Origin of the sequence: Candidatus Uabimicrobium amorphum (assembly GCF_009002475.1) — a bacterium.
In the GTDB taxonomy this organism is placed as follows: Bacteria; Planctomycetota; Uabimicrobiia; order Uabimicrobiales; family Uabimicrobiaceae; genus Uabimicrobium; species Uabimicrobium amorphum.
The window spans coordinates 7,820,536-7,844,833 of sequence record NZ_AP019860.1; the positions used below are offsets into that span (position 1 = coordinate 7,820,536).

Sequence of the window (24,298 nt, forward strand, 5' to 3'; positions counted from 1 at the left end):
TAAGCGACGTCCTTAAAAACCATAAACGATTTCTTCAAAATCCGTAAACTCATCCAACTCGTTAGCGGAGTTCACCTCGAAGATTTCAACATAGGTACTATACTCAAATCGATAAACAACATTACCACCAATATCGGTGATACCCACCACATCTTCGCGGTGATTTTGATGCAAATACCTCTTCCGCAATCGTAGTTCTCGTCTCGTCATAAACGGCAATTTGGAGGTGTTCATCTATTCCAACTATCGCGTTGCAATTTTATTTTAAAAGAAAAAAATTAGATAAAATAAGGCTCAGAAAGGTTGTCTCTAAGCCACTTTGTGATTTTTCAACTTTTTTCGTGAAAAGATTTTCACTAAACATCGTAACGATTACAAATCTCTTATATTGGATTCGTACCGAACGTATATAGCTTGACTGAACGACATTCAAGTCCGGCACCTTTAATTCATTTCATCGTAAATTACAAAAAAGACTTAAAACTCTATTTTTAATATTTAGCCACCGGTAGAAAGTTTCGAAGTCGGGTGCAAGTTCTTTCCAATCATGTTCGTAAATAAGACACATTACCGAAGGTTTTGTTTTACTATGTTCATAATTTAAAAGTAGTGGGGTATCAGATCCATCGCCGAAATCACCAATTTCAACACAATATTCAGGTTTTATTTTATCAATACAAAGCATTGAACAATGCCAGTAAGAATCCTTATTTTTGAAAGATTCAGCAACCAAAGTTGGATGAGAAAAACAAACTTCTTTGTGATGTAGACCGTTTATTTTTAAAAAAAATTTTAATGTAAAGTTAGAAATACATTGTTTCTTTTTTAATAAAAAAAATAGCTGTCTTGGTATTAGAAAATCATTTATCTTGTAATCTAATACAATTTTGCAGGAATTTTTTTCAATATTGACATATTCAATCGGATTTCCAAACAAAATCAGTTCTTTCATACTAGAGGGTAATTGCAATGTGGAAGGAATTTTTTTTATTTCATTATTGCTTAAATCTAAAGATTTAAGATTCATATACAATATTTTAGTAGAGATTTTCTTTATGTTGTTGTTGCTTAAAATTAGGGATTCAAGTTTTTTCATTTTAAAAACTTCGTTAGGTATATATTTTAAACCTAAAGATGAAATAGATAAAATTTTTACTGTAATATTTTTTATGTAGGAAATATTTTTTTTGCTTAATGTTACGGTCAAGCGATTAATATAAGTTTTTTCAAAAAAAACATTTTTTAAATCAAGAAAACAGACTTTTTCAAAATCACAATTCTTTATTGATATATTTTCTACTTGATCAAAAATAACATTACCATAAAATTTGCAATTATAAAATTGACAGTTCTTTACTGACAGGTTTGTGTTCTTTAGAGTAAACGTGCAGCTATTATAGCTACAGTCATTTTTTATTTGATCTAAATGCTGCTCATACATTTTCATACATTTTCCTTTGTTCAAAAAAATACCCAAAAAATAATTTGTATGACTGCATAACCATTCTTTGGGTATCCTAACTAATCAAAAAAATAACAGCATCGCTACTTTTAATAGCATTTAAATTTTTTCTGTGTTCTACTAATGCGCATTACTTTCTATCTTTGGGAATAGCCCACGGAATATAGTAATATTTAGGTACAGAAATTTTCACATTCACCTTTAGCCCTGTTGAAGCTTCGATATGTGCACGTACAAAAGGGTGATATTTGGCTGGTAAAATGTCACTAGGAAATCGACCATTGACACTTTGAGACTTGTAACCGATGTTTAGAGTTCTATTTTTCAAATAGAAAATCGTAAAAGCATAAGCAGAACTTTGCGGAGTTTTCATTCTATTGAGTAACACCGCATGAGTTCTTGTTACCGGAAATACACCGCTTGGTAATTCAGAACGTAATCCTGTTCTCAAAGTAGGAACTATGTCCATGAGTCCGCTTTTTCCATCTATAACACCTGCAAAACCTTGAGGCTTTCGAATAAAATTACCATAGTTATCTATTTTTGTAATTCCTGGTTTAAAATCGTTTACAATATCAGGAACACTGTTGTTTTCGTTAGGTTTTACTTTAACATTCGCAGTTCTCTGTTTACAATAGTTATACTTAATTGCTTTAGCATATGCAGCGGCAAACGATGACCCTCCAGCTATTTCACTAACAATGCGATCATATAGGTAAAATTTTAGATGAATATTCAATAAATAGCATCGAAAATATCTTTTCACACAAAGAACATTACTTTATCAACGTACTCAATGACTTACGAAATTCTAAATTTCAAAAAATATTTACCGATAGTCAAGAGTGGGAAAAGCTAACTTTCTACTTAGTTTTTAGTAGTCTTCGGACAAAAAAACAAAAAGAAAACGTAGAAAAAAATCTTTCAAAATTTCAGCATTTTTCTAATGGCGATCTCAATCTAGACAACCTACACTGGCCTTGGATTATATCTACGGGTTATCGATTATTTTTAGGAATTTCTCTTAAAAAAGACTCACTAAAAATCAACATACTAGAGGTCAACGGTCCTAGGAACCTAATCACTGGAGATTATCCCGTAATTAATACTTATGGACTAGGTAAAGATTTAAATGAACCAGTCGAAGGTTTAGAGTTTTACCACCCTGTATCACCTAAGTTGGCAATTATTTTCTCTGATAAAGTTGATAAAAATGAAGTTATTAAAATAGATGAAGATCAAGTTATTAAATTTAATAAGGTTGTTATGAGTGAATCTTTAGAGCAAGTTTACGCACAAAAAAAAGAAGATTTTGTAGGTCTATTTTAGATAACAGATTGTGCCTATTTACATCTCGTAAAATCTAATAGCTGGGGGCTGTCTCTGGAACTGCGAACTTTCTCAAATCGCAATTTGCCGATTCTCCTTCAGTCAGAACATCTTTAGATTGTCGACCCATCCCCTCCAAAGAGACGACAGTCATCCTGTAGATACTATGAAAAAAACCTCTAGGCCAATTTGCTATTTTGTATAGAAAAGTCCGTTTTTGAGTACAAAGAAAGTCAACAAATGCTCAGAAAACTTTGCTTTGTTTTCTTAATGGGCTTTCTTGTAACTTTTTAGGTAGAAAAAGCATATTTTGGCACCACAAAGAAAACGCTTGTTTTTTGGCGGTAAATTCGACTAAAAATGGCAAATCGACAACTATCCTTTATTTTATAATAAAACAGGTTAGTTGTCGACCGCTACGAGGCGTTAGGCGCACAACCCCAACTACAGTCTCGGAACAAAATTTACTTCAAAAGCGTAAGTTTCTGTTCAAATGCTCCCGTTGGTCCATAAACATAAAATATAACTTTTATCTCTTTGTCATATCTGAACCGATCGATTTAGAAGGGCGTAAATGGGAGACCTAATTAAAAAGGTCGAATAATGTTGCCAAGTAATAACAGATCCCTCCTAACAATATTGATGATGTCTTGTTTTCTCTCTTGAGTTTCAGCCTAAACAATTTCAATATCAGAGTGAAATGATTTGGCAAGTATAGAAAGGTAATTAATTTTTCGATTAATTATATTTAAGGGTAAGATTATTTTTCTTTGATTAAAAGATCTAATACAAGTATTGATGATTTTTTCTGCTAATGCTTTTTTATCTTCAGCGGTAGGAAAAGATTCAATTATTTCTGTAAATATTTTTCCTGTAATTTCTAAAGTAAGACTATCGTCTAATAATATTTCATAAATAAAACACCCCACTAAATTAAAAGCATGGGCGTAACTTACTCCATACTCTTCAGATAAAATTAATTCTAAGTTCAGTAACCGAATTTTTTCTGGGCTTACTCTAATTACAAGTTTTTCTAGCTCATTATTACCAAGATACAAGCTGTAAAATTTTTTCATTCTCCATAAGTTGTGTGTTGAAAACCCTTTCACTCCTGGTAGGTTTTTTTGTAAATCTTTTGATAGTTTTTTAACAACTAATTGTCCCAACCTTCAAGATTTTGTTTTTCAATGATTCTTTTACCAATATACCAATACACATCTATAAGTTTTTGATTTACTAACCTGCATGCTTGCTGCTGTGCTGAATTAATATACGATACAAGTTCTTCTAAAAAAGATATGTACGACGTTGATATTTCAAACTGGTCACTCACAACACTACACCCTAAAAATACTTTTTAATTGCCCATTTATTTCTACATTTTTATTTTAATAGAAAAGAATGGCAAGGCAAGAAAAAATAGTAGCATCTAAAATGCTACTATTTACCCATTTGTAAATAGTTGAAAAAAATAGACTTGCGGAGAAATGGGCATTGGGATAATGCATCTGATATATTGTCTTAATGTCAAACCATAAATATTTACAGATCTCTCAAAAAGCTTGAATCACTTGGAATTATACATAATGCTAGTGGGAAGCAAAGATATAAAGTTTATGCTTATAAAGAGTATCTGGATGTTCTCTCACATGATACAAAATCGAAATGGCTAATCTAAGTTGCAAAGTTGCAACTTAGAATGTTTGAGTTGCTATGTTGAAAAGAAAGATTTCCCCTAGCTCATTGAACTATTTAGATTTTGTATACTTCGATACTATCAACTCTTTAAACTTTTGTGTATACTCCTTGGGGTAAAGAAAAATTGTATGGTGACCTGCCTCCGGCAAATCAAAGACATATGATGAACAATTTTTATAGTGCTTGCATAATTCATCAAAATACTTGAATGTATCCCGATCCGATTTTGTTCCCATTATCACTGTATTGCCTTTCCATTGATATGGTTCAACTTTTGACTGCTCAATATTCTGTTGAAAAACTTTGCTGTTTTCAAGCATCTGTATGATGTCTTTCTTTACAATTGTTGAAAACGACCAATTAAAAAACGCCTTCCTGAATAAATACCATTCAGATGCTTTGCAACCCTTTGTTCTTATATATTTGGCAAGTTTGAACATAAACCCAGGAATCCATTTAATTATCCTTAGTGCTTTTTCTATTTTCTGAACCTTATCATCGTCCCATATTAGTCCAGTATGGGAAAGCACGAGGCAATCCACTTTTTCAGGGTGTAATGCAGCAAAATATTGAGCAATTGCACCACCATATGAGTAACCTGCAATTATTGCTTTATCAATTTTCTCAAGCTTTAATATGGAATTAATCAAAATAATTGCTTCGTCAGCTCCCATTCCCGTTTTTGGCAATTCAGGTATAAGTAACCGATATTCCTTTTGAAGTAATTGTGCAACATGAAACCACATATATGACGATACCATAGCTCCAGAAAGCAAGACAACCGTTTGAGTACCAATTCCGCATGAAGTGTATTGAAAGACTTTTCCTGCTGCTTCAATACTTTTCTTAGGATTACTTTCGATGAAATTCCGAAATAAACGACTCTGATGCTCTGGAACTCGTTGAAAGAAACTATTCACTATATGATTGATATTATTTTTATGCATATCCATTACAACCTCAAAGTATTCTGCAGGTTAAGGCAATTGCTCTTGAAAGAAAACTTTTAGATGATGATTTCCAAACTTAGTGGCACACATATCACCGGAAAAAGCACTAGCAAAGAATTCAAGAGGCCCTATTTTACGCCTGAATCCTAACAACTTTGCAAGGAGAATTATTATTTTAGCAAAGCAAAAAGGTATGTTTACAATGATCACAGGTTTACCCAATACACTAAAAGCTAATTGTGCAATTTCATTTTGTGTGAATATCTCTGGCCCACCGATATCCAACCAATCAATTTTGTTTGCGACAGCACGTTCAATTTCTATTGCTAAATCTTCACCGTGAATGGGATTCAGTTTTGGTTCTCCATTGCCAAATAAGTAAATACGGCCACTCTTTCCCATGTTCAGGAACTCACACATATCAGAAAAAAAACCACTAGGGCAAATTATCGTAGAATCTATAGGAGAGTGACGAAGCAGTTTCACAAATGCTGACTTCGCCGTAACCATATCGCCTTTAATTCGATCAGCTTCTAACACGTGCACATAAGCAAACCTTGAAACACCTGACACAATGGCTTCTTCTAAGATATTTTTATTGGCTAAAAAATCAACATCCCAGTATCCAAGATTATCCTTCTGTTTGGTGATCCCTAAAGCAGATATTACGTAATCGATGTTCTTCATTTGACCTTTTAGAGAAGATTTGTTGGTAGGATCAATTACAATTGTCTTATCAATCAAATCAGCAAGACTATCCAGTTTGCCAGGATTTCTTGCCAAAGCTATCACATGATAGCCACTTTGCGAGAATGCTTTGACTAGATGTTTACCTAGATAACCTGTAGAGCCCGCAATTAAAACAGATTTTTTATCTTTAACCATCATCAACTCCATTGCGATTTGTGAAACCAATTCGTGAGGCTCACTTTCCATCCTTAGACACGATTTATTGAAGCCTTTCATATTACCTTCTGCGATATTTCTCTAAGACCTGCCAGGATTAGGCTTTCTGCTTATATTTTAAAAGACTATACCAGGCACGACGTGCCATCTCCTTGGCATCCCTTTCTATAATATCTCCATGGGACAGAATTATTTTGTCAAAATCCCAGGCGAGAATACGTTCAAAGGATTTTTTTGCTGCCCTTTTGTTTTTCCAAGACATCTGGTATTCTGGGGCAGGCTTTGGTTTACTCCACATACGTGTCACATATTTCCAATAGAATCTGAGAAGCCAATTCGTATCTGGTGTTTCAGGACCGATAAACTCAATGGCATCCACCACAATCAGAGTCTTGCTGGCTCGATGTAAAAAAACAACCTCTGAAATGATTCGGCTTCCACGGATAAAAACCTGATCAAGTTCTTTTTCCCAGCGCGGATCAGGTTTATCTCCCAGAACCCATTGGAAACACATCTCAGGTGCTTTTTGTTCGATTCCGGGGCATATCCAGGTTTCGGCGTTGGGAAAAGCTTTCTGACAAGACTCTACATGGAGCCAGTGAAAATTACCAGGAGCAATGATAAACTCTACTTTGCCAATTTTTTCTATTTCTTCTTTTAATTTCTGTGAAATTTCACAGGGAGAATGCACCATGACACTTCCATTATCAAGGCGTACAATAGTCATACGAGAATTAAAACGACAGCCTGCATAACGGATGGGATATTCTTTTAGCCAGATTTGCTGCGGTTGGTACTCTATTAAAGACATGTTCTTTCTCCTTTCTCCTGTTCAAAAACTTCATACGGCAAGCTCTTTAACAAACTGAATATCCATAAGTTTTTCATTTTTGCTCTACTTCTACGTTAATACCTAAGGCTTTTAAATCAGCAAAAAATTGTTTTGGTTCCACTACCCAGGCTTGTAAATGAAGACCGGGCTTGATGTGTCCCGAAATGTATTGTTTTAAACATGCAACAACAGGAACAACTGTAATTTCATAACCATCTTCATGATGGACTTTCATACACAACGAACCGTCTGAACCTTTACAATCAGCAACAAGCATAACCCCGTATGGTGGTTTGCCTTTCTTTAATCCCCACTCAAATAATTTGCCTAGAGGACCATACATAGAAGCAGGTAATACTTTTATCCCAAACATAAGAATGGGCATTAAAAATCTATCCATAAGTGGATTGAATCCCGAAATAAAAAATCCTGTTTCTTCGATCTCTTCAATTTCATCGGGAGCACAGCGAATTTCTTCCATTACCATTGGCATACAGGATAACTCATAATAAGGTTCTTCAAAGTCCCATTTGGGAATTTTACTCCAATTCACTTTTTTCCATTCGCGATCTTGATAATAAGAACAGTCGAAAGACTTTAGCTCTTCAAGCATTTCATGATTTGTGCTCTTAGTGTATTGATACAAACTCCAATCCATTTTGAGTGCTGCATATATGTTCGCCTTTGCTAATGAGCCTAACTTCTGTTTTGCCCAGGTAATCATAGCTCCCGGAATACCTGGATGATAACCTCCATCGGTAATAAAAATGAGTTCCTTTCTTTGTATATCATCTCTGTAAGATTCAAGAACTGTTATTTTATCTTTAGAGGAGAGCTGTGTATCGAAATAGTGAGTTTTCGTATCAAGTGCTGCTTCAACCACATTGCGGGTATATTTCAAAGAACTAGAAGCTACAATGACCATGTCTATCTCCTCAAAAGCTTCCAGAAGTGATGATTTGTCAGCAGCATCTACTTTTATGTAGTCTACTTTAGATTTTGTAAACTGATTTTCAAGGTTTTCAGCTGTTGCTTTGACACGTTCAATATTTCGACCAGCGAGCGTTATCTGAAACTCAGGAATATTTGCTAAAATTTTTGTTGCTAGCAGTTTACCAACATTCCCGTAGCCTATAATGAGTAATTTTTTCATTTTTAGTTTTTATTGTCCCCATTGATATGATTTATCGAAACCTTTCACATTACCTTCTCTCATATTTCTCTAAAGCAAGATTATTCGCAATTTCTGGTATGTTGCTCGTTATTAAGAATTTTCTCAATCGTTTCCGGGACTTCAGGTACCTCCATTAAATTTTTACCCCACGAAATCTTTAGTCGATGCTCGAAAAGTAATCATTTGTCTTTATTTTCGAATATCCTCTAGCCAATCAAACATCACTTGTCTGGCAAGAGGAAAGTTATCCAACTGGCAATGAGCTTGTCCACATTCCCCGGTAGTAAGAATTTTTTTCGCTTTAATGTTACTTCCCAAACGATTATAAAACTCCTTTGCTTGACGAATGCCTTCTCCGCCCAGTTCGTTTTCTCCTGCCATTACCAAAAAGGGCACTTTTATTTTTTCGGGTTCAGTAACAAATTTCCCCCAGGTTCCATCCACTAAATCGCTCAAAGCCTCTTTTAAATCCTTTGTATAATCGATACCGTATTGCCAGCACATTCTTTTTCCCCAACCTTGAGCATCCTTGGGAGCTTTATACACATTACGACATTCATCCAAAACTTTTGATACATCTAGCATTGGTGCATTTGCAATAACAGCTTTCATGCGGTTGTCTATTTGCGCAAATCGACCCGCGCGATATCCTCCCATACTAATTCCATATACAAAAATATTGTCTGCATCGATATCTTCTCTTTCTACCAGGTAATCCATTTGAGAAATCAAAGTATCATCTCCTGCTCCTTCATTGAGCAGATCCTCATTATAAATACGAGTAGCTGTATCTCCGGGGTTATCTACGACAAAAACATTGTATCCTCTCTCCATACCTTCTTTTCCACACCACCAATAAAAATCTTCGGCAATAGACTCTGCTCCACTTAGCCAAATTAGAGTAGGTACGGTTTTATCGTCAGAAGTGTTTTTAGCTTTCAATAAATAGCCATGCATTTTTTTCTCGGTCTTTTTACCATCTTTTTTGAAAGGTACTTCGATTTTTTCCATGGGGATTTTAGAAAGCTCACGAAAACGATTAAAACAGTACGAAAGCTCCTGGTACGTTTTTCTCATCGCTTCGTTATGCTTGTCTGGATCAGTTGCTAAATGCGCTGTACGGTAATAAGTATAAGCTCTTAAGAAAGTATTCGCGGCGCTAAATAGATGACCTTGCTGCAAAATATCTTCGGCCATTTTTTTCACCCGATCACCTTCTTTTGACCATTCGGGTATCCAGCTTTCTGCTCCGTCACATTCGATAATTCTCGAAGCAGCATTATAAATTTCTCCAGGAGCAGCGCCATCATACTGAATTTGATTGAGAGGAAACCATGCAAACCAGGCATCAAGAAAGGGATGAGCAAAATAAAAACGTTTGGTAAACCCTCTCACTTTCGGAACTCTTTTAGCAAAGGCTTTAAAAATTATGTTTTTGATAGACATATTGTTCCCTTAAATAAAAATGAACTGCAAATAACGAAAGTACACCGTTGTAAGATATAGATTACATCAATCTTTTTTTTGATCTCCACTATTTGCATACGTGTATAAGTGATCTATGGCAGGTGTTGCAATAGATGTTTTTTTCACCAGCGTTCTAAATTCATTGGCAAGGTGTAACATTTCTGAGCGAGCAGCCTGGGCATGCCCAATAAGGTAAGTGGCTTTCTTGCTATTTAGCGCAAGTTTTGCCAATGCCACTAACACAAACTCAGGTACCCATTTAACCAACTTGTGTTTAGACGGAACAATCGGTACGTTAAGCGCTTGCAATACTTGGTAACCTTCGCGAATTGCACGAATCATATATACAACAGCTTTGTGAGTCTTTGCCAGACGATAATTGTCGCCGCCGCACATGTACAAAGCATTTGCCACCGGGCTTATCTCTGCGACATGCGTCTTAAGCCATGCATCCATCTGCGAACATGTGGTCACTGGAAATTTAGCATTTTTAAACATCGAGACGATCTGTTTTAATCTCGGAGTATTCGCGCCGTTTAACTCACCAAATGTCGTTGGCTGTTTGTGTTTAGAGACAATAGCATAGTTGACAACATGATCTTCACGTATACCTCCTGCACCTGCAAAGCCAAGCATGATACGTTCCTTACCCAATAATTGAACCATCTCGTCTGTCCCAGCAGCATTGTTACACATAAACAAAAAAGTGGCTGTGCTATGATTGGCTGCAAGTATAGGAAGAACCTCGGAGATACAATTCTTACTCAGCGTTATTACCACTAAATCATAAGTATCTTGTGGACTAAGCTTTTCCACTACATCTATACTGGTGGTAGTTTCTTGCCCAGTCATAATATTTTTCAGCACAATACCATGTTTACGAATATCTGTTAAACGCTGTCCACGTGCAAGAATTGACACATTTTGACCCATTTCCTGTAATCTTGCGGCATACAAACTGCCGATTACTCCAGCTCCATAGAACAATATTTTCATGGTTCTATCTCCTCAAAATTTTAGGCTGTTATGTTTAACTTTCCTTCTCTAAAACTATCCACACACTATGATTCACTAAACCATATTCTTTTAGAATAGAGGTGAGGTATAAGCCTAGCGAACTACCACTATTTTCTATTTTTTGTGAATCGTGAAAAATAGAAACGCTAAAATCTGTATCGATCATGGCATGACTATAAACTTTGATCGATTGTTTTTTTTCTTTGTCTTTTATCTCTTCAAGTAATTTTTTCAAATACTGTACAATGGATTCGCGATTATTTTCACCTGTCCGTAACTCTATATTTTCTAACCATTTCATAAACTTTTCTCTAAATGTACTGCATGAATAGAAGGGATGTCCCAAACCTGTTTTACTACGCGAAACGTAGAGCAATTTTACTTTTACGCTTTCATTCCAATACTCAATTCGCCAACAAACTTGCTTATAATTACGACAGCAAAATCCATACCAGTGTCAAAAGTCTAGGGCGTGTCATCAATTAGATTTTGTTTAAGGTCTAAGTCATTGTAAGCACTAGCAAGGCACGACAAAGGCCTCATAGCCAGGTTATTTAACTGCGGAGTAACATGACACATCCTAATAAAATCAAAAGCTAAAAAAGCTTGCAGACACCAAATTGCCATATAAGGTAATTTCTGTTACCATATATGGCAATTTGATCATCTGGCTGTCATATATGGTAAAAACAGGAGTGAGAAATGAATAAAGATGAATTCTTTCGCAAAGCAACATTGAGAATCTGTGGTAGTTTAGAAATTGAAAAAGCAATGTCTTCAACTTTAGAGTTTCTGTGTCAATGGATGCCTGTGGATATAGCTTTTCTACAAGATTATGATAAAAACTTCGATTCTATGCGCACAATTGCTATTGCAACAGCAACAGAAGGTAGAGCTGTTAATTTGTTGACACCTCTTTCTGTCAAAGCGCGAGAACTCCAACGTAAATATCGCGGTCAACAGCAAAAAGTACGTTTATTCAGTAAGCCAAGCGAAGACAAATTGTCTAAAGAAATGTTACAATTTCATGGTATTGAGGCAAAATCTCTAATTGTATTAACTCTTGAATCAGGTGGTCAAGTACTAGGAGTTCTAGTCTTATGCTCTCATCATCGTATGTTTTCGCAAAAACATTGCGAATGGTTTTCTCTTTTAAGTGAACCATTTGCGATTGCAATGGCGAATACAATTCAACATCGAGAAGTTATTGCACTAAAAAATCTACTGGCAGATGATAACAAATATCTACATGGAGAATTACGACGTTTATCGGGTGACGAAATAGTGGGCGCAAGTTTTGGTTTACGGGATGTTATGCATAAGGTACAGCAAGTAGCCGCTTTAGATAGCACCGTTTTGTTGTTAGGAGAAACTGGAGTAGGGAAAGATGTTGTAGCAAATGCCATTCACTATTCCTCATTACGTAGCTCTGGTCCTTTTTTAAGCGTAAATTGCGGTACGATTCCAGATACACTAATAGATAGCGAGCTTTTTGGTCATGAAAAAGGTGCTTTTACAGGGGCTTTATCGCAAAAACGAGGTCGATTTGAAAGAGCCAATAAAGGAACTATTTTTCTCGATGAAATCGGGGAACTTCCTCTACAAACGCAAGTACATTTGCTCAATGTACTTGAGAACAAAAAAATTGAAAGAGTTGGTGGCACAAAAACCATTCCCCTTGATATCAGAATTATTGCCGCAACAAATCGTGATTTAGAAGAAATGGTGAAGTTGCATCAATTTAGAGAGGACCTATGGTTTCGCCTCAATGTTTTTCCCATTTGGATACCACCACTGCGAGCAAGGAAAGTAGATATTCCGGCACTGGTACAACATTTTATCAATTTAAAATCAAAGGAGCTGAAATTATCAGGCATTCCAACATTATCTCCCAATGCCATTGCCCCTTTAATGCAGTACAATTGGCCCGGTAATATACGTGAACTAAAAAACATAATCGAACGCGCTTTAATTGTTAATCCTTCTGGTCCATTAAATTTTGAACATTTTTTTGGCAATTCAAATCAAGAAAAAAATACTTTAGATCTAGAAACATCATTAGAGGAAATAGATAACCTTGATGAGGTAATTGCAAAACATATTCGCCAAGTTCTGCGAAAAACAAAGGGAAAAATCAATGGAGTAGATGGAGCAGCTACCCTTCTTGGTGTAAATCCAAGCACACTTAGAAATCGTATGAAAAAAATGGCAATTAACTATGGACGAGCATATAAAAATTTAAAATAAAGGACTCTACAAATGTCAGCAAATTGCAAGAAATTCACCAAACGTTAAAAGAGATACTAAATATTCTCAGGAAGAAAAAATAACCAATGAGTTTCTGAGTGTCAAAGAAGCCTCAAAGTGATTGAAAAAATCGCAAGCAACAGTTCGACATTTGATAAGCGAAAACACAAATGGCGCAAACAATTGCCAACACACTACATTATTCCGTCTTGTAGCTATATTTTTTATTGGTTGGAGCAAATCAGATGCAGGCGATTTATAAGATAGCAAAAATCTTTTCTGGTAGTATGATAAAATAAGATTTAGTGATGCACCGATGTAAGAAAACAAAAATAACAGCACTTAATAGTAGGTATTGTCATGGATATACAAAAAATAGAAAACTATATAGAAGTAAATGCTAGAAAATTAGATCTGATGCTTTATCATTATTTTTTTAAAGGGGGAACAACTTCTGCGGTAATACAAGAATTAAAAAATTATCAAAATGAAGATGGCGGTTTTGGGCATGGTTTAGAACCAGACGTGCAAGCAAAAGAATCATCCGTTTTAGCAACGTCAATTGCTTTTCAATATTTGACTGCTGCAAAAGTTTCTAGAGATGAAATCATGGTAAAAAAAGGCTTGAAGTATCTTGCAGACAATTACAATAAAGAAAAACAAGCGTGGTTTAATCTAACAAAACCATGTATGGATAGTCCTCGTGCTCCGTGGTGGAATTATGAAAAACAATTTGATAGTGAGCAGTGGGGAAATCCAACGGCTGAAATTTTAGGCTACTTTATTATGTACCAGCCTGAATCAAATTTACTTGAAGATTTAAAAGATAAAGCCATTCATAGATTGAATGAAATAAAAAAGCCTGAATTTCATGAAATCATGTGCTTTACAAGACTATATGAGATGTCAGGGACTGAATTTCAGAAAAAGGTTTTTTCGCAATTGAGCGAGCTAATAAATAGAACCATCGACAAAAACGTTTCAAATTGGGGAAATTATTCGGCGACACCATTTAGTTATATCAATTCGCACCAAAGCCCGTTGTTTTCAATTTTTGATAGCAGCTTAATCAACGCTGATCTCGAACGTGTCAAGAATAGTATAGTGAACGGAGATCACTGGGAACCGAGATGGGACTGGGGAGATTTGAATCCAAATGTGTGGTTGAAGGCCAAACGAGACTGGATTGGTAAGCTCACTGTAGAGTCTGTGGCTATCTTAAAAAATTTTGACTTCTCATAGCCTCTTGGTGAAAATAGTTGTGTATGGTACAAATTACTTTTTTTGGTCATTCCAAGAAGAATTATGTTGTCAAATTAAAGTCTATTTTTCATTGATCTCGGTAAGAAAAATCGCTTGCTTCTGTTTAGCCAAAAAAGATTTACAATTTGAGAGATTGTTTTATAATCGAACCTGTAATTATTGTTATTCGCTAGAATAAGTTCTATTCTCATGAGCTAACGGCTGTAAAAAGTTTCTTTTTTGTATTTACACTACTGCGAAATTTAGGGTGATCACGCATGAAAATCACATCCAAAACTATAAAGATTGTAGGTATTTTAATTTTTTTGACATTTGCTATATTTGGTTATTTTATTACAGTTAGCAATGTACATCAGGCTGCTAGCAGAGGAAGTTTAGCAAAAGTGAAAGCTTTGGTTACTTTTGGCGTTTCTGTTGAAGCCAAAGATAAAGAAGGGGATACAGTTTTGATAGAGGCAGCCGCAGGTGGGCATGCCGACATAGTTAATTTTCTGATTAAATCTGGTGCGAACATCAACGCAACTGGGGAAAATGGCGAGACGGCTTTGATAAAAGCTGCTAGCAGTGGATATCCAGAGATTGTAAATATTCTTATTAGAGTTGGGGCAGATATCAATGCCGAAAATAAAAACGGCGAAACAGCTTTTATAAAAGCTGTTGCTGCTGGACAAACTAAAGTTGTGCGTATTCTGATTACAGCTGGTATTGATATTAATGTTACAAGGGAACACGAAGAATATTACAGGATAACTGCTGTTGGAATTGCAGCACATAAAGGATATATAAATGTTGTTGATCTTCTAATAAAAGAGGGAGCAAATATCGATGATGGTGATACCCCTGCTTTGTGTCTAGCTGCATATAAGGGATGTGTAGACACGGTCAAGCTTCTCATTAAAGCAGGGGCAAACATTCATGGCAAAAAGGATGATTACATAACTCCGTTGATGGCAGCAGCAGAAAAGGGACATGTTGATGTTGTAAAAGTGTTGATTAAGGCCGGAGTGGATATTGAATTTTTGGTGCATTATGAATATGCAGAAACAGCTTTAGTTTTAGCAGCATCAGCTGGACACGAGAAAGTGGTAAATGCACTAATCGAGGCTGGTGCCATTGAAATAGAGAAGGCTTTGATTAGTGCTGCGCGTGGGGGGCACGTGAAGGTGGGACATGTTTTATTAAAAGCAATGAACACCAATACTAAAGATTGGAAAACAGGTGAAGCATTAATCGCTGCAGCAACTAAAGGACATATTTCGTTTGTCGATTTCCTTATCAAAAACGGAGCCGATGTTAATTTTGTAAATAATGGTGATACCGCCTTGAAGGTCGCTATGGATAGCAAGCGTACAAAAATGGTTGATTTTCTTAAGCGCATGGGAGCTGACAAATGGACGAATCTCATGTTTGAGAGTGAGAAGGGAAATCTAGAACAAGTCAAATCTCTTATTGCAAAAGGTAGCAACCCCAATGCTGAAAATTATGAAAAAGAGAGTGCTTTAGTAATTGCAGCAGCGGCTGGGCAGATAAAAGTAGTTCATTTTTTAATAGCAAAAACAGATAAAAGCTACTATGAACAGAGCCTTGTTAAATCAGCTTCTAATGGATATGCTTCTGTAGTGGAAAGTCTTATCAAAGAGGTTGATATAAATGCAAAAAACAAGGCTTTAAAAGCAGCGGTGGCGAATGGACATAAAAATGTTGTTGAGCTTTTAATCAAAGCTGGTGCCGATGTGAATGATGGACTTCTAACTGTGGCTATATACCATACTCACACGAAAGCTTTAGATATGTTAGGAAATAGTATATCTGGCAAACCTCATAAGACCGATGAAGCAAAATTGAAAGAATATACAAAAGTTATCAAAATATTGATAAAAACAGGTATTAATGTTAATTATCAGAATACAATGAGAAAAACAGCGCTGCTAGAGGCAACTTCTCAAGAATTGATATGCTTTCCAGAAATTGTGGAACTTTTGATCAAAGCCGGAGCGGATGTCAATCTCTCAGACCAAGACGGCCTGACACCTCTAATACATACTATATCCGGAGGACAGCATGTGGAAGTCGTAAATCTTTTAGTAAAAGCTGGTGCTAATGTTAACATCAAAGATAATGACGGAGATACGGCCTTAATTGTCTTAGCGAGACAAGATTTCAAATCAGATATCTGCGAGAAAATGCTGCGTATTTTATTGCAAAACAATGTAGATATTAATGCAAGAAATAACTATGGTAATACCGCTCTAATATCTGCTGCATACTTTGGTAATACAACAGTTGCCGAACTGCTGATAAAATCAAAAGCAGACGTAAATATTAAAAATAGTAAAAATCAGACGGCTTTGACGATCGCTGAATCGAAAGGGCATCGTGCGTTTGTTGAGTTATTAATGAAGAGAGATTCTAAATAAAATGATATTTGACAGAATGAAACACAACGCTGAATTTGTCACTTTTTTTTACGCAAAGTCTATCACCTTTTTTTAACAAAATTCCCATAAGTACCCATCCTCTAAAGGTTCACAAGAGGTCTTTTTGAATCTCAAATATCAAATGACGTGGTTTATGGTTTATAATAACCTGAATAATGTAGCCACAAAATGGCTACATTATTAAAACGGTATCACCAAAGTAATATTGCCGCGGTAAGTAGTAAGATCATTTTCAAAAATAAGTGCTTGTCCTTCTGCAACGAGCGAGATATTGTTAAACAATATGGCAGATACGCGAGTACCTAAGTTAAAAGATATTAAAGAGAATACTTCGTACTACGGATGTGCATTTTTTATAGAAAAAGAAAGAGTATTCAATATCAAAAATTGTAAATTTGAAAACTGTAGTTTCCGTACAGATATCACATTTGACAAAATCGAAAATTGCCAATTTATAAATTGTAATTTTTCCAACGATTTTACATTGCCATATCGTTCACAGGCCATAGAAAAACTACCGCCAGAAATATTTACCCTTGCTAACCTCACGAGATTAGACCTACCCAAATACTAGAAATTGATCCTGAAGTCGCACATAAGTTTTCTACTTACAATGGCGAGGTCTCTTACAGAAAAGAGAAACAACTAATACGATGAAAATAAAATCTAAATCGCTAAAGATTATAGAAAATAACACTGTATACCATGGCTGCACTTTTTTTCTAGATGAAGATAATAAATACGAAATAGAGGATTGTGTTTTTGAAAACTGTAGTTTTCGAACAGATGTTACTTTTAAAAAACTAGAAAATAGTCGCTTTATTAACTGTAATTTCTCGAATAAGTTTTGTTTTGATGTGAGCCATACTAAAATAGAGGTATTACCAAAAGAAATATTTCTGTTTGCTTCTCTTACTCACTTAAATTTGAGTTGGACAAAAATACAAGAGTTACCAAAAGAGATAGAAAAACTTACTTCTCTTACTTACTTAAATCTTCATAATACAAAAGTAACAAAGTTACCAAAAGAAATATTCCAACTTACTTCTCTTACTCACTTAAATTTAAGAAATGTTGAGATAAAGGAACTTTCAAAAGAGATAGGCCAGCTTCATTCTCTTACTTACCTAAATTTAATGGGGACAGGAATAACAGAACTTCCAAAAGAAATAGTTCAACTTCATTCTCTCACTCACTTGTGTCTGCATGGCGCGACAATAACAGAATTCCCAAAAGAGATAAGTCAACTTCATTCTCTTACTCATTTAGAGCTAAAAAATACAAAAATAGAAACATTACCAAAAGAAATAGGTCAACTTCATTCTCTTACTCACCTAGATTTGACATTGACACAAATAACAAAGATACCAAGAGAGATAGGTCAACTTCATTCTCTTACTTACTTGAATTTATTTCGAACAAAAATAAAGAAATTACCAAAAGAGATAGGTCAACTTCATTCTCTTACTCATTTAGAGCTAAAAAATACAAAAATAAAAAAGTTACCAAAAGAAATAGGGCAACTTCATTCTCTTACTCACCTAGATTTGAGTAGAACAGAATTAACAGAACTTCCAAAAGAAATAGCACAACTCACTTCTCTCACTCGTCTAAATGCAAGTGAAACAAAGTTAACACAACTACCGCAAGAAATAGCACAACTTACCTCTCTTACACGTCTAAATTTAAGTGGGACAAAAATACAACACCTCCCAAAAGAAATAGGCCAACTTACCTCTCTTACGTATTTAGATCTCTCTAAGACAAACATACAAGAACTACCAAAAGGAATAAAACAACTTCCTTCTCTTAATTACTTAAATCTCTCTCAGACAGCAATAAAAAAACTACCACCAGAGATAAGCAAAATTTCTTCCATTAGAGTAATCATCGGAAACATGATACCATTTCATATATCAAACTTACATCCAGACTTTGTCAAGGCAATGAACAATTTAAAGTATGATCCGAAAGCCGAGCGTCTTTATGAGCTATTCTCTGGTGGTCTAGTATGGACAGATGAGTATTCAGAGTCAGGAGAAGATTTAATAAATATGATGCAAGGTCAAGGTGTTGATCGATACTTACTAGCATACAGATCATCACTCATTCGTAGAACGCCAATGGAAGAATCTAAAAATATCTGGGATGACTTGCGAAAAGCATACCCACACTGGTTGATTTTTCGGAGTGAAAGATCTAGTCCCGAACACTTAAATTTTTTATTAAGTTCAGAAGAATCTGCAATGAGAGATCTATAAACACTCCTATTAGATTTATCTCATTGAGACGAAAAATAGTATTGGATGAATAACATGAAATCGCAAGAGTTAACGCAAATCGTACCACGTGCACGAAAAGAGATGCTGGTCTTTTACAACAAAAAGCAACAAGTGGAGGAAAATGTAGGATATTCGCCCAGTGCGAGAAAACCCAAGTTAGTTGTACAGGCGTGGAAAGAACTATACCCCGTTACCATTCAAAAAACACGAGCATTATCTGCGGAGGAAATCGCCGTGGCACATGAACGTAGTTATGTCAGAGGAATTTTAAGTGGAAAAATTAAAAATGGTTTCGGGAATAAATCGTTAAAAGTGGCTAAGAGTCTACAGTGGACAACAGGTAGCTTTGTATGTGCAGCGCTACATGCTTACGTAAATAGGTGCAATACTTTTTCGCCAACTTCCGGTTTCCATCATGCCGGTTACAATTATGCAAATGGCTTTTGCACTTTTTGCGGTTTGACAATAGCTGCCATTCTGCTAAGAAAAATTCATAAAGCACAGCGCATTGGCATTCTTGATTTAGATTCTCATGAAGGAGATGGTACCGCGAATACGATTCGCAAAACAAACAGCGAAAGTTTTATACCTCATTATTCTTTAGGTTATTACGACATACAACAACACAATAATAATGAGTGGCTAGAAAATTTACCTAACCTAATCAAACAACTCTTTCTTGAGTGTGATATTTTGTTGTATCAAGCAGGTGTGGATTGTCACGAAGATGATCCCGATGTACATTCGGGACATTTTAATAGTGAGCAAATATATCTGCGCGATAAACTTGTCTATGCCACATGCCATGAACTCAACATTCCCGTGGTCACAAACTTGGCTGGCGGTTATCAAAAACCTTTAAAGAAGGTCATTGATTTACATGTTTTGACGGCGAAAGCTTTCCAAGATGTGTAAGCGATTTTGTGCCAGACTTGAGACATGAGAAAAGTAAAATAATTGGATTTGAGTCCATACGCTACCAAAGGAATTTAATATTGCGAATTTTATGTTTCGCCGCTAATGCTCCGGTGGCACAACTAAATCCAATAAAATTGCTCGAAAAATCAATACTTTCTTCTACAAACACGATCTCTTTGTTGTCGAGATATAAAGCAATCACCTTATCCATCACAAAAATACGTACTTTTTTCCACCGATTGTTTTCAAAAACCTTAGTTGGATAAGAAACAAATTCATTGATCGTCCCTGGACGTTTTGAGTGAGCATTGATCCAAACCGTAGCGGGAATTTCGACATCCTGAATTTTTTCAAAACTATTTTGCGTGTAATTTCCTTGGTCTACCGCCACAGAAATTACATTTTGAGATGGTTCAAATGTTTTAAACAGCACCCCATAACCGCTTCCGTCAAAAATAAAACCACCAAATGCCCCTTGTGGAGGTAGAACACCAAATGGGGGAAGTTTTTTATTGAACATAAAGGCAAAGCCATCACATGGCTTCTCACTCATCGTCAAGGAAATATTATAATCAAACTCTAGAACAAAAGGTTGTGAAATGGGACGTTTGTAGAAAAAGGCCGCCGCATATTGGTAAAGGTTTCCTTCATTTAGAATAATTTGTTCGCCATGGATAAAGGGTCCGCTTTCTTTATTAAATGGTGGATAAGCATCTATGGCATTGCGATAAGATTGCCAGTCTTTTTTCTGCAAAGATAGGCTTTTGGGATTGCTAACATGGACTTTAGCAAGTAAGTCTTTAAAAATAAGACGTCGCTGTGAATGTTCTACACTTTGATGTGTGATACGTTTAAAGTTTTTACTTGTCATTTTCTTTATCTGTTTAAAATTATTACTCCATGGCTGTTGCTTTTCGATAGACATTAGTAATTTTTCAAAAAGCGTGGATATCTTTGCCTTAGGTGGTGCAGAATTCTTTTTTGTTGTTGGTGATCTAAAAAAAACCATACCTATGACGAAGATCCCTACAACGGCGAAAACCATCGCCGCGATTTTTGTCTTTGGTTCTTTCTTCGTTGTTCTGCTATTACACTTTGCTAAACCTCTTGCAAATGACACCATGGAAGAGAATCGTTTCTCCGGTGTTTTATGTGTTGCTTTGCAAAAAATACGATCCACCTCTGCCGATACTTTTGCATTGATCTTTGATGGCACGGAAAGGTTACCGCTAATAATTTGATTGACCATATATGCTGTTGATGACGCACGAAAAGGTTTGTTATTTGTCAATAGCTCGTAAAAGATAATTCCAAGAGAATAAATATCTCCTTTTTCAGACACAGACGGACGTTGAGAATAGAAATGTTCTGGTGGAATATACGCGAGAGTGCCAACTAAATGTCCTGTTTGCGTGATTCTTTCGTATGAGCTTACTTTTTGTGCCAAGCCAAAATCCATAATGTATAGCTTTTGTTCTTTGGTCACCATAACGTTCGATGGTTTTAAATCGCGATGGACAATTCCCTTGCTATGCATATAGTGTAATACGCTCGCAAGTGTTTTTGTTATGTGAATGGCTTTGCGTACGGAGAATTTTTTTTGTTGAAGCAAACTTGATAGCGTTGTACCCGCGATATACTCCATCGCAATATATACACAACCATCATGTTCTCCAAAATCATACAGGCGTGGGATGTTTGGATGTGTTAGAGCCGCAATGGCTCGTGCTTCTGCTTGTATGCGCAACAACTCTTGTTTAGTTGTCCCATGCATAATTTTAATGGCCGCTTTGATTTGTAAAGTAGGATTATAAGCTTCATATACTTTGCCCATCCCACCTTCGCCAAGAAAACGAACAATGGAATACGGTCCTATTTTTTTATTCATCGATTTGTGATGAGGCTACCTTTATCGCTGATTGTATAGGAATGGTCACTCGAATGCGAAAAACACGATTTTCTTTAACCTCACATCTCCTTCTACAGAGTTGGCTATTAGAGTATCCAGGAATTCATTTGATTTCTATTCTACTACATGATTCTATAATTTCAATAACTTCCGCATGCATGGCATACAAGGCGTTTTCCAACTTGCTATGGACACAATGTTGTTGCTTGCGAAAAGTATTTTTTATAAAAAAAAGCTAAAGAATTTTGCTTAACATCCGAAAAGAATAACATCTTGATTTCTAAATTTCTGGAGGAGCAAATGATTCTTTTTACTTTTGTATATTTTATGAGCCTATTTGTATTATTTTGCATTTTATCCGTGTCGGGTAGGTTAAGTGAAATGGAAGACACCGAACATGCAACTAGGTAGTAATAAAAATTTGAAATTCACAATAATACTTGACCCACTTCGTTTGCGAATTCACGATGTTATTTTAATATTTTCGACTGCTAGCGTACACTAAGTGAAAAAAGAAATAGTGTATTCGTCGCGGTTCTAAAAAGACATTTTTTGCTTCAGCAAGCCAGCCAGCAATACTCAACAATCGAGACACTCTCGGTCCAACCACAACATAGATCTATGGAATTCAAATAGCGTTTTGTTTATTTGGTTGTATTCAAAAGATCTCATTATACTGACTCCTGAGTACAAAAAATATTACATTGCGATGCATCCACTTTCTTGAGTTGTTTTATGAAATAACTTGTTATTTGTTATAAAAAATAGTAAAAGAGTAACATCTAACGGATAATTCATACAACAAGTTGATGGATATTTTTATTTTCCAGAAGGGAGATACGAGGTGGAAGAAGGCATCATGCTCATGCTGGACGCATTTACGTTCGAGTAAAGATTCCTCCCAAATGCTATAAATTAGGGTATCCTCGTCACAAATCGATGAAAATATCATTTTTAGGTGGTGCTGGCGGAGTTACAGGATCTAAAACTCTGTTGGAAATAGGAAAAGAAAAATACCTCGTAGACTATGGTCTTTACCAAGGTTCATCTAAAAGTAGAGAAAAAAACTGGAAGCGATTTCATATTGCCAGTCAAGTTTCTGCGGTTTTTTTAACTCATGCGCACATAGACCATTCCGGTCTTCTTCCACGGCTGTGGAAAGATGGCTTTAGAGGAAAAGTTTATTGTACAAGAGAAACATTTAAACTGTGTGAAATACTGTTGGTCGATTCGGCAAAAATTCACGAAGAAGATGCCAAATATGCCAACAAAAAACAGTACTCAAGGCATAAACCAGCCCTTCCTCTTTATACACTAGAAGAAGTGGAAGAAATCTTAAAACGATTTGAAGTGGTCAACTTTGAAAAAGAAATTAAAGTCTCCAAAAATATATCCATTACCTTTTATTGGTCTGGTCACATCTTAGGTTCCAGTTTTCTTAGAATTCGCTATAAAGACGAAAATGGACAAGAAAAGAAAGTCGTATTTTCTGGTGACATTGGTCATAAAAGAAATGTCCTGTTGAATCCTCCCGCTCTATTATGTGAAATGGATTATCTCATCCTAGAGTCCACCTATGGAGATAAATTACACGCCAGAATACCTGCCAAAGAGGTTTTGGGGATGTACCTTAATGCAATTCTGAAACGCTCAGGGGTTGCTGTTATTCCTTCGTTTTCCGTAGGCAGAACCCAAGATGTGTTATTTTTGGTTAAAGAGCTTATGGATGAAAACAAAGTACCTAAGGTACCGGTTATATTAGATAGTCCTTTGTCTAAAAAGGCCAATAAAATATTTAACGAATGTTTTACAAAAGGCTGTGTTAAAGACGAAATTATGGAAAAAGGAGACATTTACCCCACAACGATTTCAGAGGTAGAAAGTGCAGAAGAGTCGAAAAATATAGCGAATGCCGATGGACCAATGATTATTATTAGTGCCTCAGGAATGATCGATGGCGGGCGTGTGGTGCATCACGTCAAAAATCGTGTTGTTGACAGGAAAAATGGCATCATTCTGGTAGGGTATCAGCCGAAAGGAACCAAAGGAAGGTTCTTATTAGACGGTGAAAAAATGCTCCGACTTCATAAACAAGAACTCCCGGTCAATGCAACGATTTTTTATGTGAACTCATTGTCTGCTCATGGTGATTACTTAGACTTAATTGAATGGATAAAAGACTCGAAAGTTGATCCCAAATTAATCATTTTAAATCATGGGGAAGAAAACGGGTCGAAGCACTTCAAAATGTTGATTGAATCTCAACTAGAAATCAATGCGACTGTCGCCGAATATGGAGAAGAGTTCAACCTGGACAATATTTACATCAAAAATAAATTATGATTTCATCGCAAGAATGTTACTAACTTCGTCTAGATAACATTCTTGCAATCACAGAAAACATTC

At 35.7% G+C, this 24,298-nt stretch carries 21 protein-coding genes; 8 read left to right on the plus strand and 13 right to left on the minus strand.

Going from position 1 to position 24,298, the window contains the following annotated elements:
• Positions 1-12 precede the first annotated feature (12 nt).
• From UABAM_RS27370 to UABAM_RS27380, 3 genes are all read right to left on the minus strand, one after another.
• Complete coding sequence (locus tag UABAM_RS27370; protein ID WP_151971174.1) at positions 13-234, minus strand: hypothetical protein; 222 nt, start codon at positions 232-234, stop codon at positions 13-15.
• Positions 235-454: 220 nt separating this feature from the next.
• Complete coding sequence (locus UABAM_RS27375; RefSeq protein WP_151971175.1) at positions 455-1,447, minus strand: leucine-rich repeat domain-containing protein; 993 nt, start codon at positions 1,445-1,447, stop codon at positions 455-457.
• Positions 1,448-1,592: 145 nt separating this feature from the next.
• Positions 1,593-2,228 carry a hypothetical protein gene (locus UABAM_RS27380; RefSeq protein ID WP_151971176.1) on the minus strand — a complete coding sequence of 212 codons (636 nt, stop codon included), beginning with the start codon at positions 2,226-2,228 and terminating at the stop codon, positions 1,593-1,595.
• A gap of 278 nt (positions 2,229-2,506) precedes the next feature.
• On the opposite strand from UABAM_RS27380, the gene UABAM_RS34300 reads away from it, so the two are divergent.
• Positions 2,507-2,791 carry a DUF4238 domain-containing protein gene (locus UABAM_RS34300; RefSeq protein WP_390882106.1) on the plus strand — a complete coding sequence of 95 codons (285 nt, stop codon included), beginning with the start codon at positions 2,507-2,509 and terminating at the stop codon, positions 2,789-2,791.
• A 674-nt stretch (positions 2,792-3,465) separates the two neighbouring features.
• Here the strand turns inward: UABAM_RS34300 and UABAM_RS27390 are convergent.
• The 9 genes from UABAM_RS27390 to UABAM_RS27430 form a co-directional block, all read right to left on the minus strand.
• Complete coding sequence (locus tag UABAM_RS27390; protein WP_229759441.1) at positions 3,466-3,900, minus strand: DUF1016 N-terminal domain-containing protein; 435 nt, start codon at positions 3,898-3,900, stop codon at positions 3,466-3,468.
• 44 nt (positions 3,901-3,944) lie between these two features.
• On the minus strand, positions 3,945-4,124 hold the full coding sequence (locus UABAM_RS27395) for a DUF1016 N-terminal domain-containing protein (RefSeq protein WP_151971178.1): 180 nt from the start codon (positions 4,122-4,124) through the stop codon (positions 3,945-3,947).
• 415 nt (positions 4,125-4,539) lie between these two features.
• Entirely contained in the window at positions 4,540-5,442 is a 903-nt protein-coding gene (locus UABAM_RS27400) for an alpha/beta hydrolase (protein WP_151971179.1), read from the minus strand.
• Between the two features lie 24 nt (positions 5,443-5,466).
• Positions 5,467-6,405: an SDR family oxidoreductase gene (locus UABAM_RS27405; RefSeq protein WP_151971180.1), complete on the minus strand. Its 939-nt coding sequence runs from the start codon at positions 6,403-6,405 to the stop codon at positions 5,467-5,469.
• A 37-nt stretch (positions 6,406-6,442) separates the two neighbouring features.
• On the minus strand, positions 6,443-7,156 hold the full coding sequence (locus UABAM_RS27410; RefSeq protein ID WP_151971181.1) for a DUF4336 domain-containing protein: 714 nt from the start codon (positions 7,154-7,156) through the stop codon (positions 6,443-6,445).
• Positions 7,157-7,229: 73 nt separating this feature from the next.
• Complete coding sequence (locus UABAM_RS27415; protein WP_151971182.1) at positions 7,230-8,330, minus strand: saccharopine dehydrogenase NADP-binding domain-containing protein; 1,101 nt, start codon at positions 8,328-8,330, stop codon at positions 7,230-7,232.
• Positions 8,331-8,540: 210 nt separating this feature from the next.
• Entirely contained in the window at positions 8,541-9,797 is a 1,257-nt protein-coding gene (locus tag UABAM_RS27420; RefSeq protein WP_151971183.1) for an alpha/beta hydrolase family protein, read from the minus strand.
• Between the two features lie 66 nt (positions 9,798-9,863).
• Positions 9,864-10,814 (minus strand): ketopantoate reductase family protein, encoded by a 951-nt coding sequence (locus tag UABAM_RS27425; protein ID WP_151971184.1) that lies wholly within the window; start codon positions 10,812-10,814, stop codon positions 9,864-9,866.
• A gap of 34 nt (positions 10,815-10,848) precedes the next feature.
• A complete protein-coding gene (locus UABAM_RS27430; RefSeq protein WP_151971185.1) occupies positions 10,849-11,136 on the minus strand; it encodes a hypothetical protein in 288 nt (95 codons plus the stop codon).
• Positions 11,137-11,537: 401 nt separating this feature from the next.
• Between UABAM_RS27430 and UABAM_RS27435 the strand changes: the two genes are divergently transcribed.
• The 6 genes from UABAM_RS27435 to UABAM_RS27460 all read left to right on the plus strand — a co-directional run bounded on the left by UABAM_RS27435 (position 11,538) and on the right by UABAM_RS27460 (position 19,980).
• Positions 11,538-13,082 (plus strand): sigma-54-dependent Fis family transcriptional regulator, encoded by a 1,545-nt coding sequence (locus UABAM_RS27435; protein ID WP_151971186.1) that lies wholly within the window; start codon positions 11,538-11,540, stop codon positions 13,080-13,082.
• 360 nt (positions 13,083-13,442) lie between these two features.
• Positions 13,443-14,324, plus strand: coding sequence for a prenyltransferase/squalene oxidase repeat-containing protein (locus UABAM_RS27440; RefSeq protein ID WP_151971187.1), 882 nt, complete (start codon positions 13,443-13,445; stop codon positions 14,322-14,324).
• A 278-nt stretch (positions 14,325-14,602) separates the two neighbouring features.
• On the plus strand, positions 14,603-16,762 hold the full coding sequence (locus UABAM_RS27445) for an ankyrin repeat domain-containing protein (protein WP_151971188.1): 2,160 nt from the start codon (positions 14,603-14,605) through the stop codon (positions 16,760-16,762).
• 304 nt (positions 16,763-17,066) lie between these two features.
• A complete protein-coding gene (locus tag UABAM_RS27450) occupies positions 17,067-17,357 on the plus strand; it encodes a hypothetical protein (RefSeq protein ID WP_151971189.1) in 291 nt (96 codons plus the stop codon).
• Between the two features lie 79 nt (positions 17,358-17,436).
• On the plus strand, positions 17,437-19,044 hold the full coding sequence (locus tag UABAM_RS27455) for a leucine-rich repeat domain-containing protein (protein WP_151971190.1): 1,608 nt from the start codon (positions 17,437-17,439) through the stop codon (positions 19,042-19,044).
• Between the two features lie 54 nt (positions 19,045-19,098).
• Positions 19,099-19,980: an arginase family protein gene (locus UABAM_RS27460; RefSeq protein WP_229759313.1), complete on the plus strand. Its 882-nt coding sequence runs from the start codon at positions 19,099-19,101 to the stop codon at positions 19,978-19,980.
• 61 nt (positions 19,981-20,041) lie between these two features.
• On the opposite strand, the gene UABAM_RS27465 is transcribed toward UABAM_RS27460, so the two are convergent.
• Positions 20,042-21,871: a protein kinase domain-containing protein gene (locus tag UABAM_RS27465; RefSeq protein WP_151971191.1), complete on the minus strand. Its 1,830-nt coding sequence runs from the start codon at positions 21,869-21,871 to the stop codon at positions 20,042-20,044.
• Between the two features lie 960 nt (positions 21,872-22,831).
• On the opposite strand from UABAM_RS27465, the gene UABAM_RS27470 reads away from it, so the two are divergent.
• A complete protein-coding gene (locus UABAM_RS27470; RefSeq protein WP_151971192.1) occupies positions 22,832-24,235 on the plus strand; it encodes an MBL fold metallo-hydrolase RNA specificity domain-containing protein in 1,404 nt (467 codons plus the stop codon).
• Positions 24,236-24,298: the final 63 nt, after the last annotated feature.

Coding starts and splice junctions, on each gene's coding strand:
- UABAM_RS27470 (WP_151971192.1), top strand. CDS start 22,832: ATGAAAATATCATTTTTAGGTGGTGCTGGCGGAGTTACAGGATCTAAA.
- UABAM_RS27450 (WP_151971189.1), top strand. CDS start 17,067: ATGGCAGATACGCGAGTACCTAAGTTAAAAGATATTAAAGAGAATACT.
- UABAM_RS27420 (WP_151971183.1), bottom strand. CDS start 9,797: ATGTCTATCAAAAACATAATTTTTAAAGCCTTTGCTAAAAGAGTTCCG.
- UABAM_RS27435 (WP_151971186.1), top strand. CDS start 11,538: ATGAATAAAGATGAATTCTTTCGCAAAGCAACATTGAGAATCTGTGGT.
- UABAM_RS27415 (WP_151971182.1), bottom strand. CDS start 8,330: ATGAAAAAATTACTCATTATAGGCTACGGGAATGTTGGTAAACTGCTA.
- UABAM_RS27375 (WP_151971175.1), bottom strand. CDS start 1,447: ATGAAAATGTATGAGCAGCATTTAGATCAAATAAAAAATGACTGTAGC.
- UABAM_RS27445 (WP_151971188.1), top strand. CDS start 14,603: ATGAAAATCACATCCAAAACTATAAAGATTGTAGGTATTTTAATTTTT.
- UABAM_RS27425 (WP_151971184.1), bottom strand. CDS start 10,814: ATGAAAATATTGTTCTATGGAGCTGGAGTAATCGGCAGTTTGTATGCC.
- UABAM_RS27370 (WP_151971174.1), bottom strand. CDS start 234: ATGAACACCTCCAAATTGCCGTTTATGACGAGACGAGAACTACGATTG.
- UABAM_RS27455 (WP_151971190.1), top strand. CDS start 17,437: ATGAAAATAAAATCTAAATCGCTAAAGATTATAGAAAATAACACTGTA.
- UABAM_RS27400 (WP_151971179.1), bottom strand. CDS start 5,442: ATGGATATGCATAAAAATAATATCAATCATATAGTGAATAGTTTCTTT.
- UABAM_RS27405 (WP_151971180.1), bottom strand. CDS start 6,405: ATGAAAGGCTTCAATAAATCGTGTCTAAGGATGGAAAGTGAGCCTCAC.
- UABAM_RS27465 (WP_151971191.1), bottom strand. CDS start 21,871: ATGAATAAAAAAATAGGACCGTATTCCATTGTTCGTTTTCTTGGCGAA.
- UABAM_RS27460 (WP_229759313.1), top strand. CDS start 19,099: ATGAAATCGCAAGAGTTAACGCAAATCGTACCACGTGCACGAAAAGAG.
- UABAM_RS27410 (WP_151971181.1), bottom strand. CDS start 7,156: ATGTCTTTAATAGAGTACCAACCGCAGCAAATCTGGCTAAAAGAATAT.
- UABAM_RS27430 (WP_151971185.1), bottom strand. CDS start 11,136: ATGAAATGGTTAGAAAATATAGAGTTACGGACAGGTGAAAATAATCGC.
- UABAM_RS27440 (WP_151971187.1), top strand. CDS start 13,443: ATGGATATACAAAAAATAGAAAACTATATAGAAGTAAATGCTAGAAAA.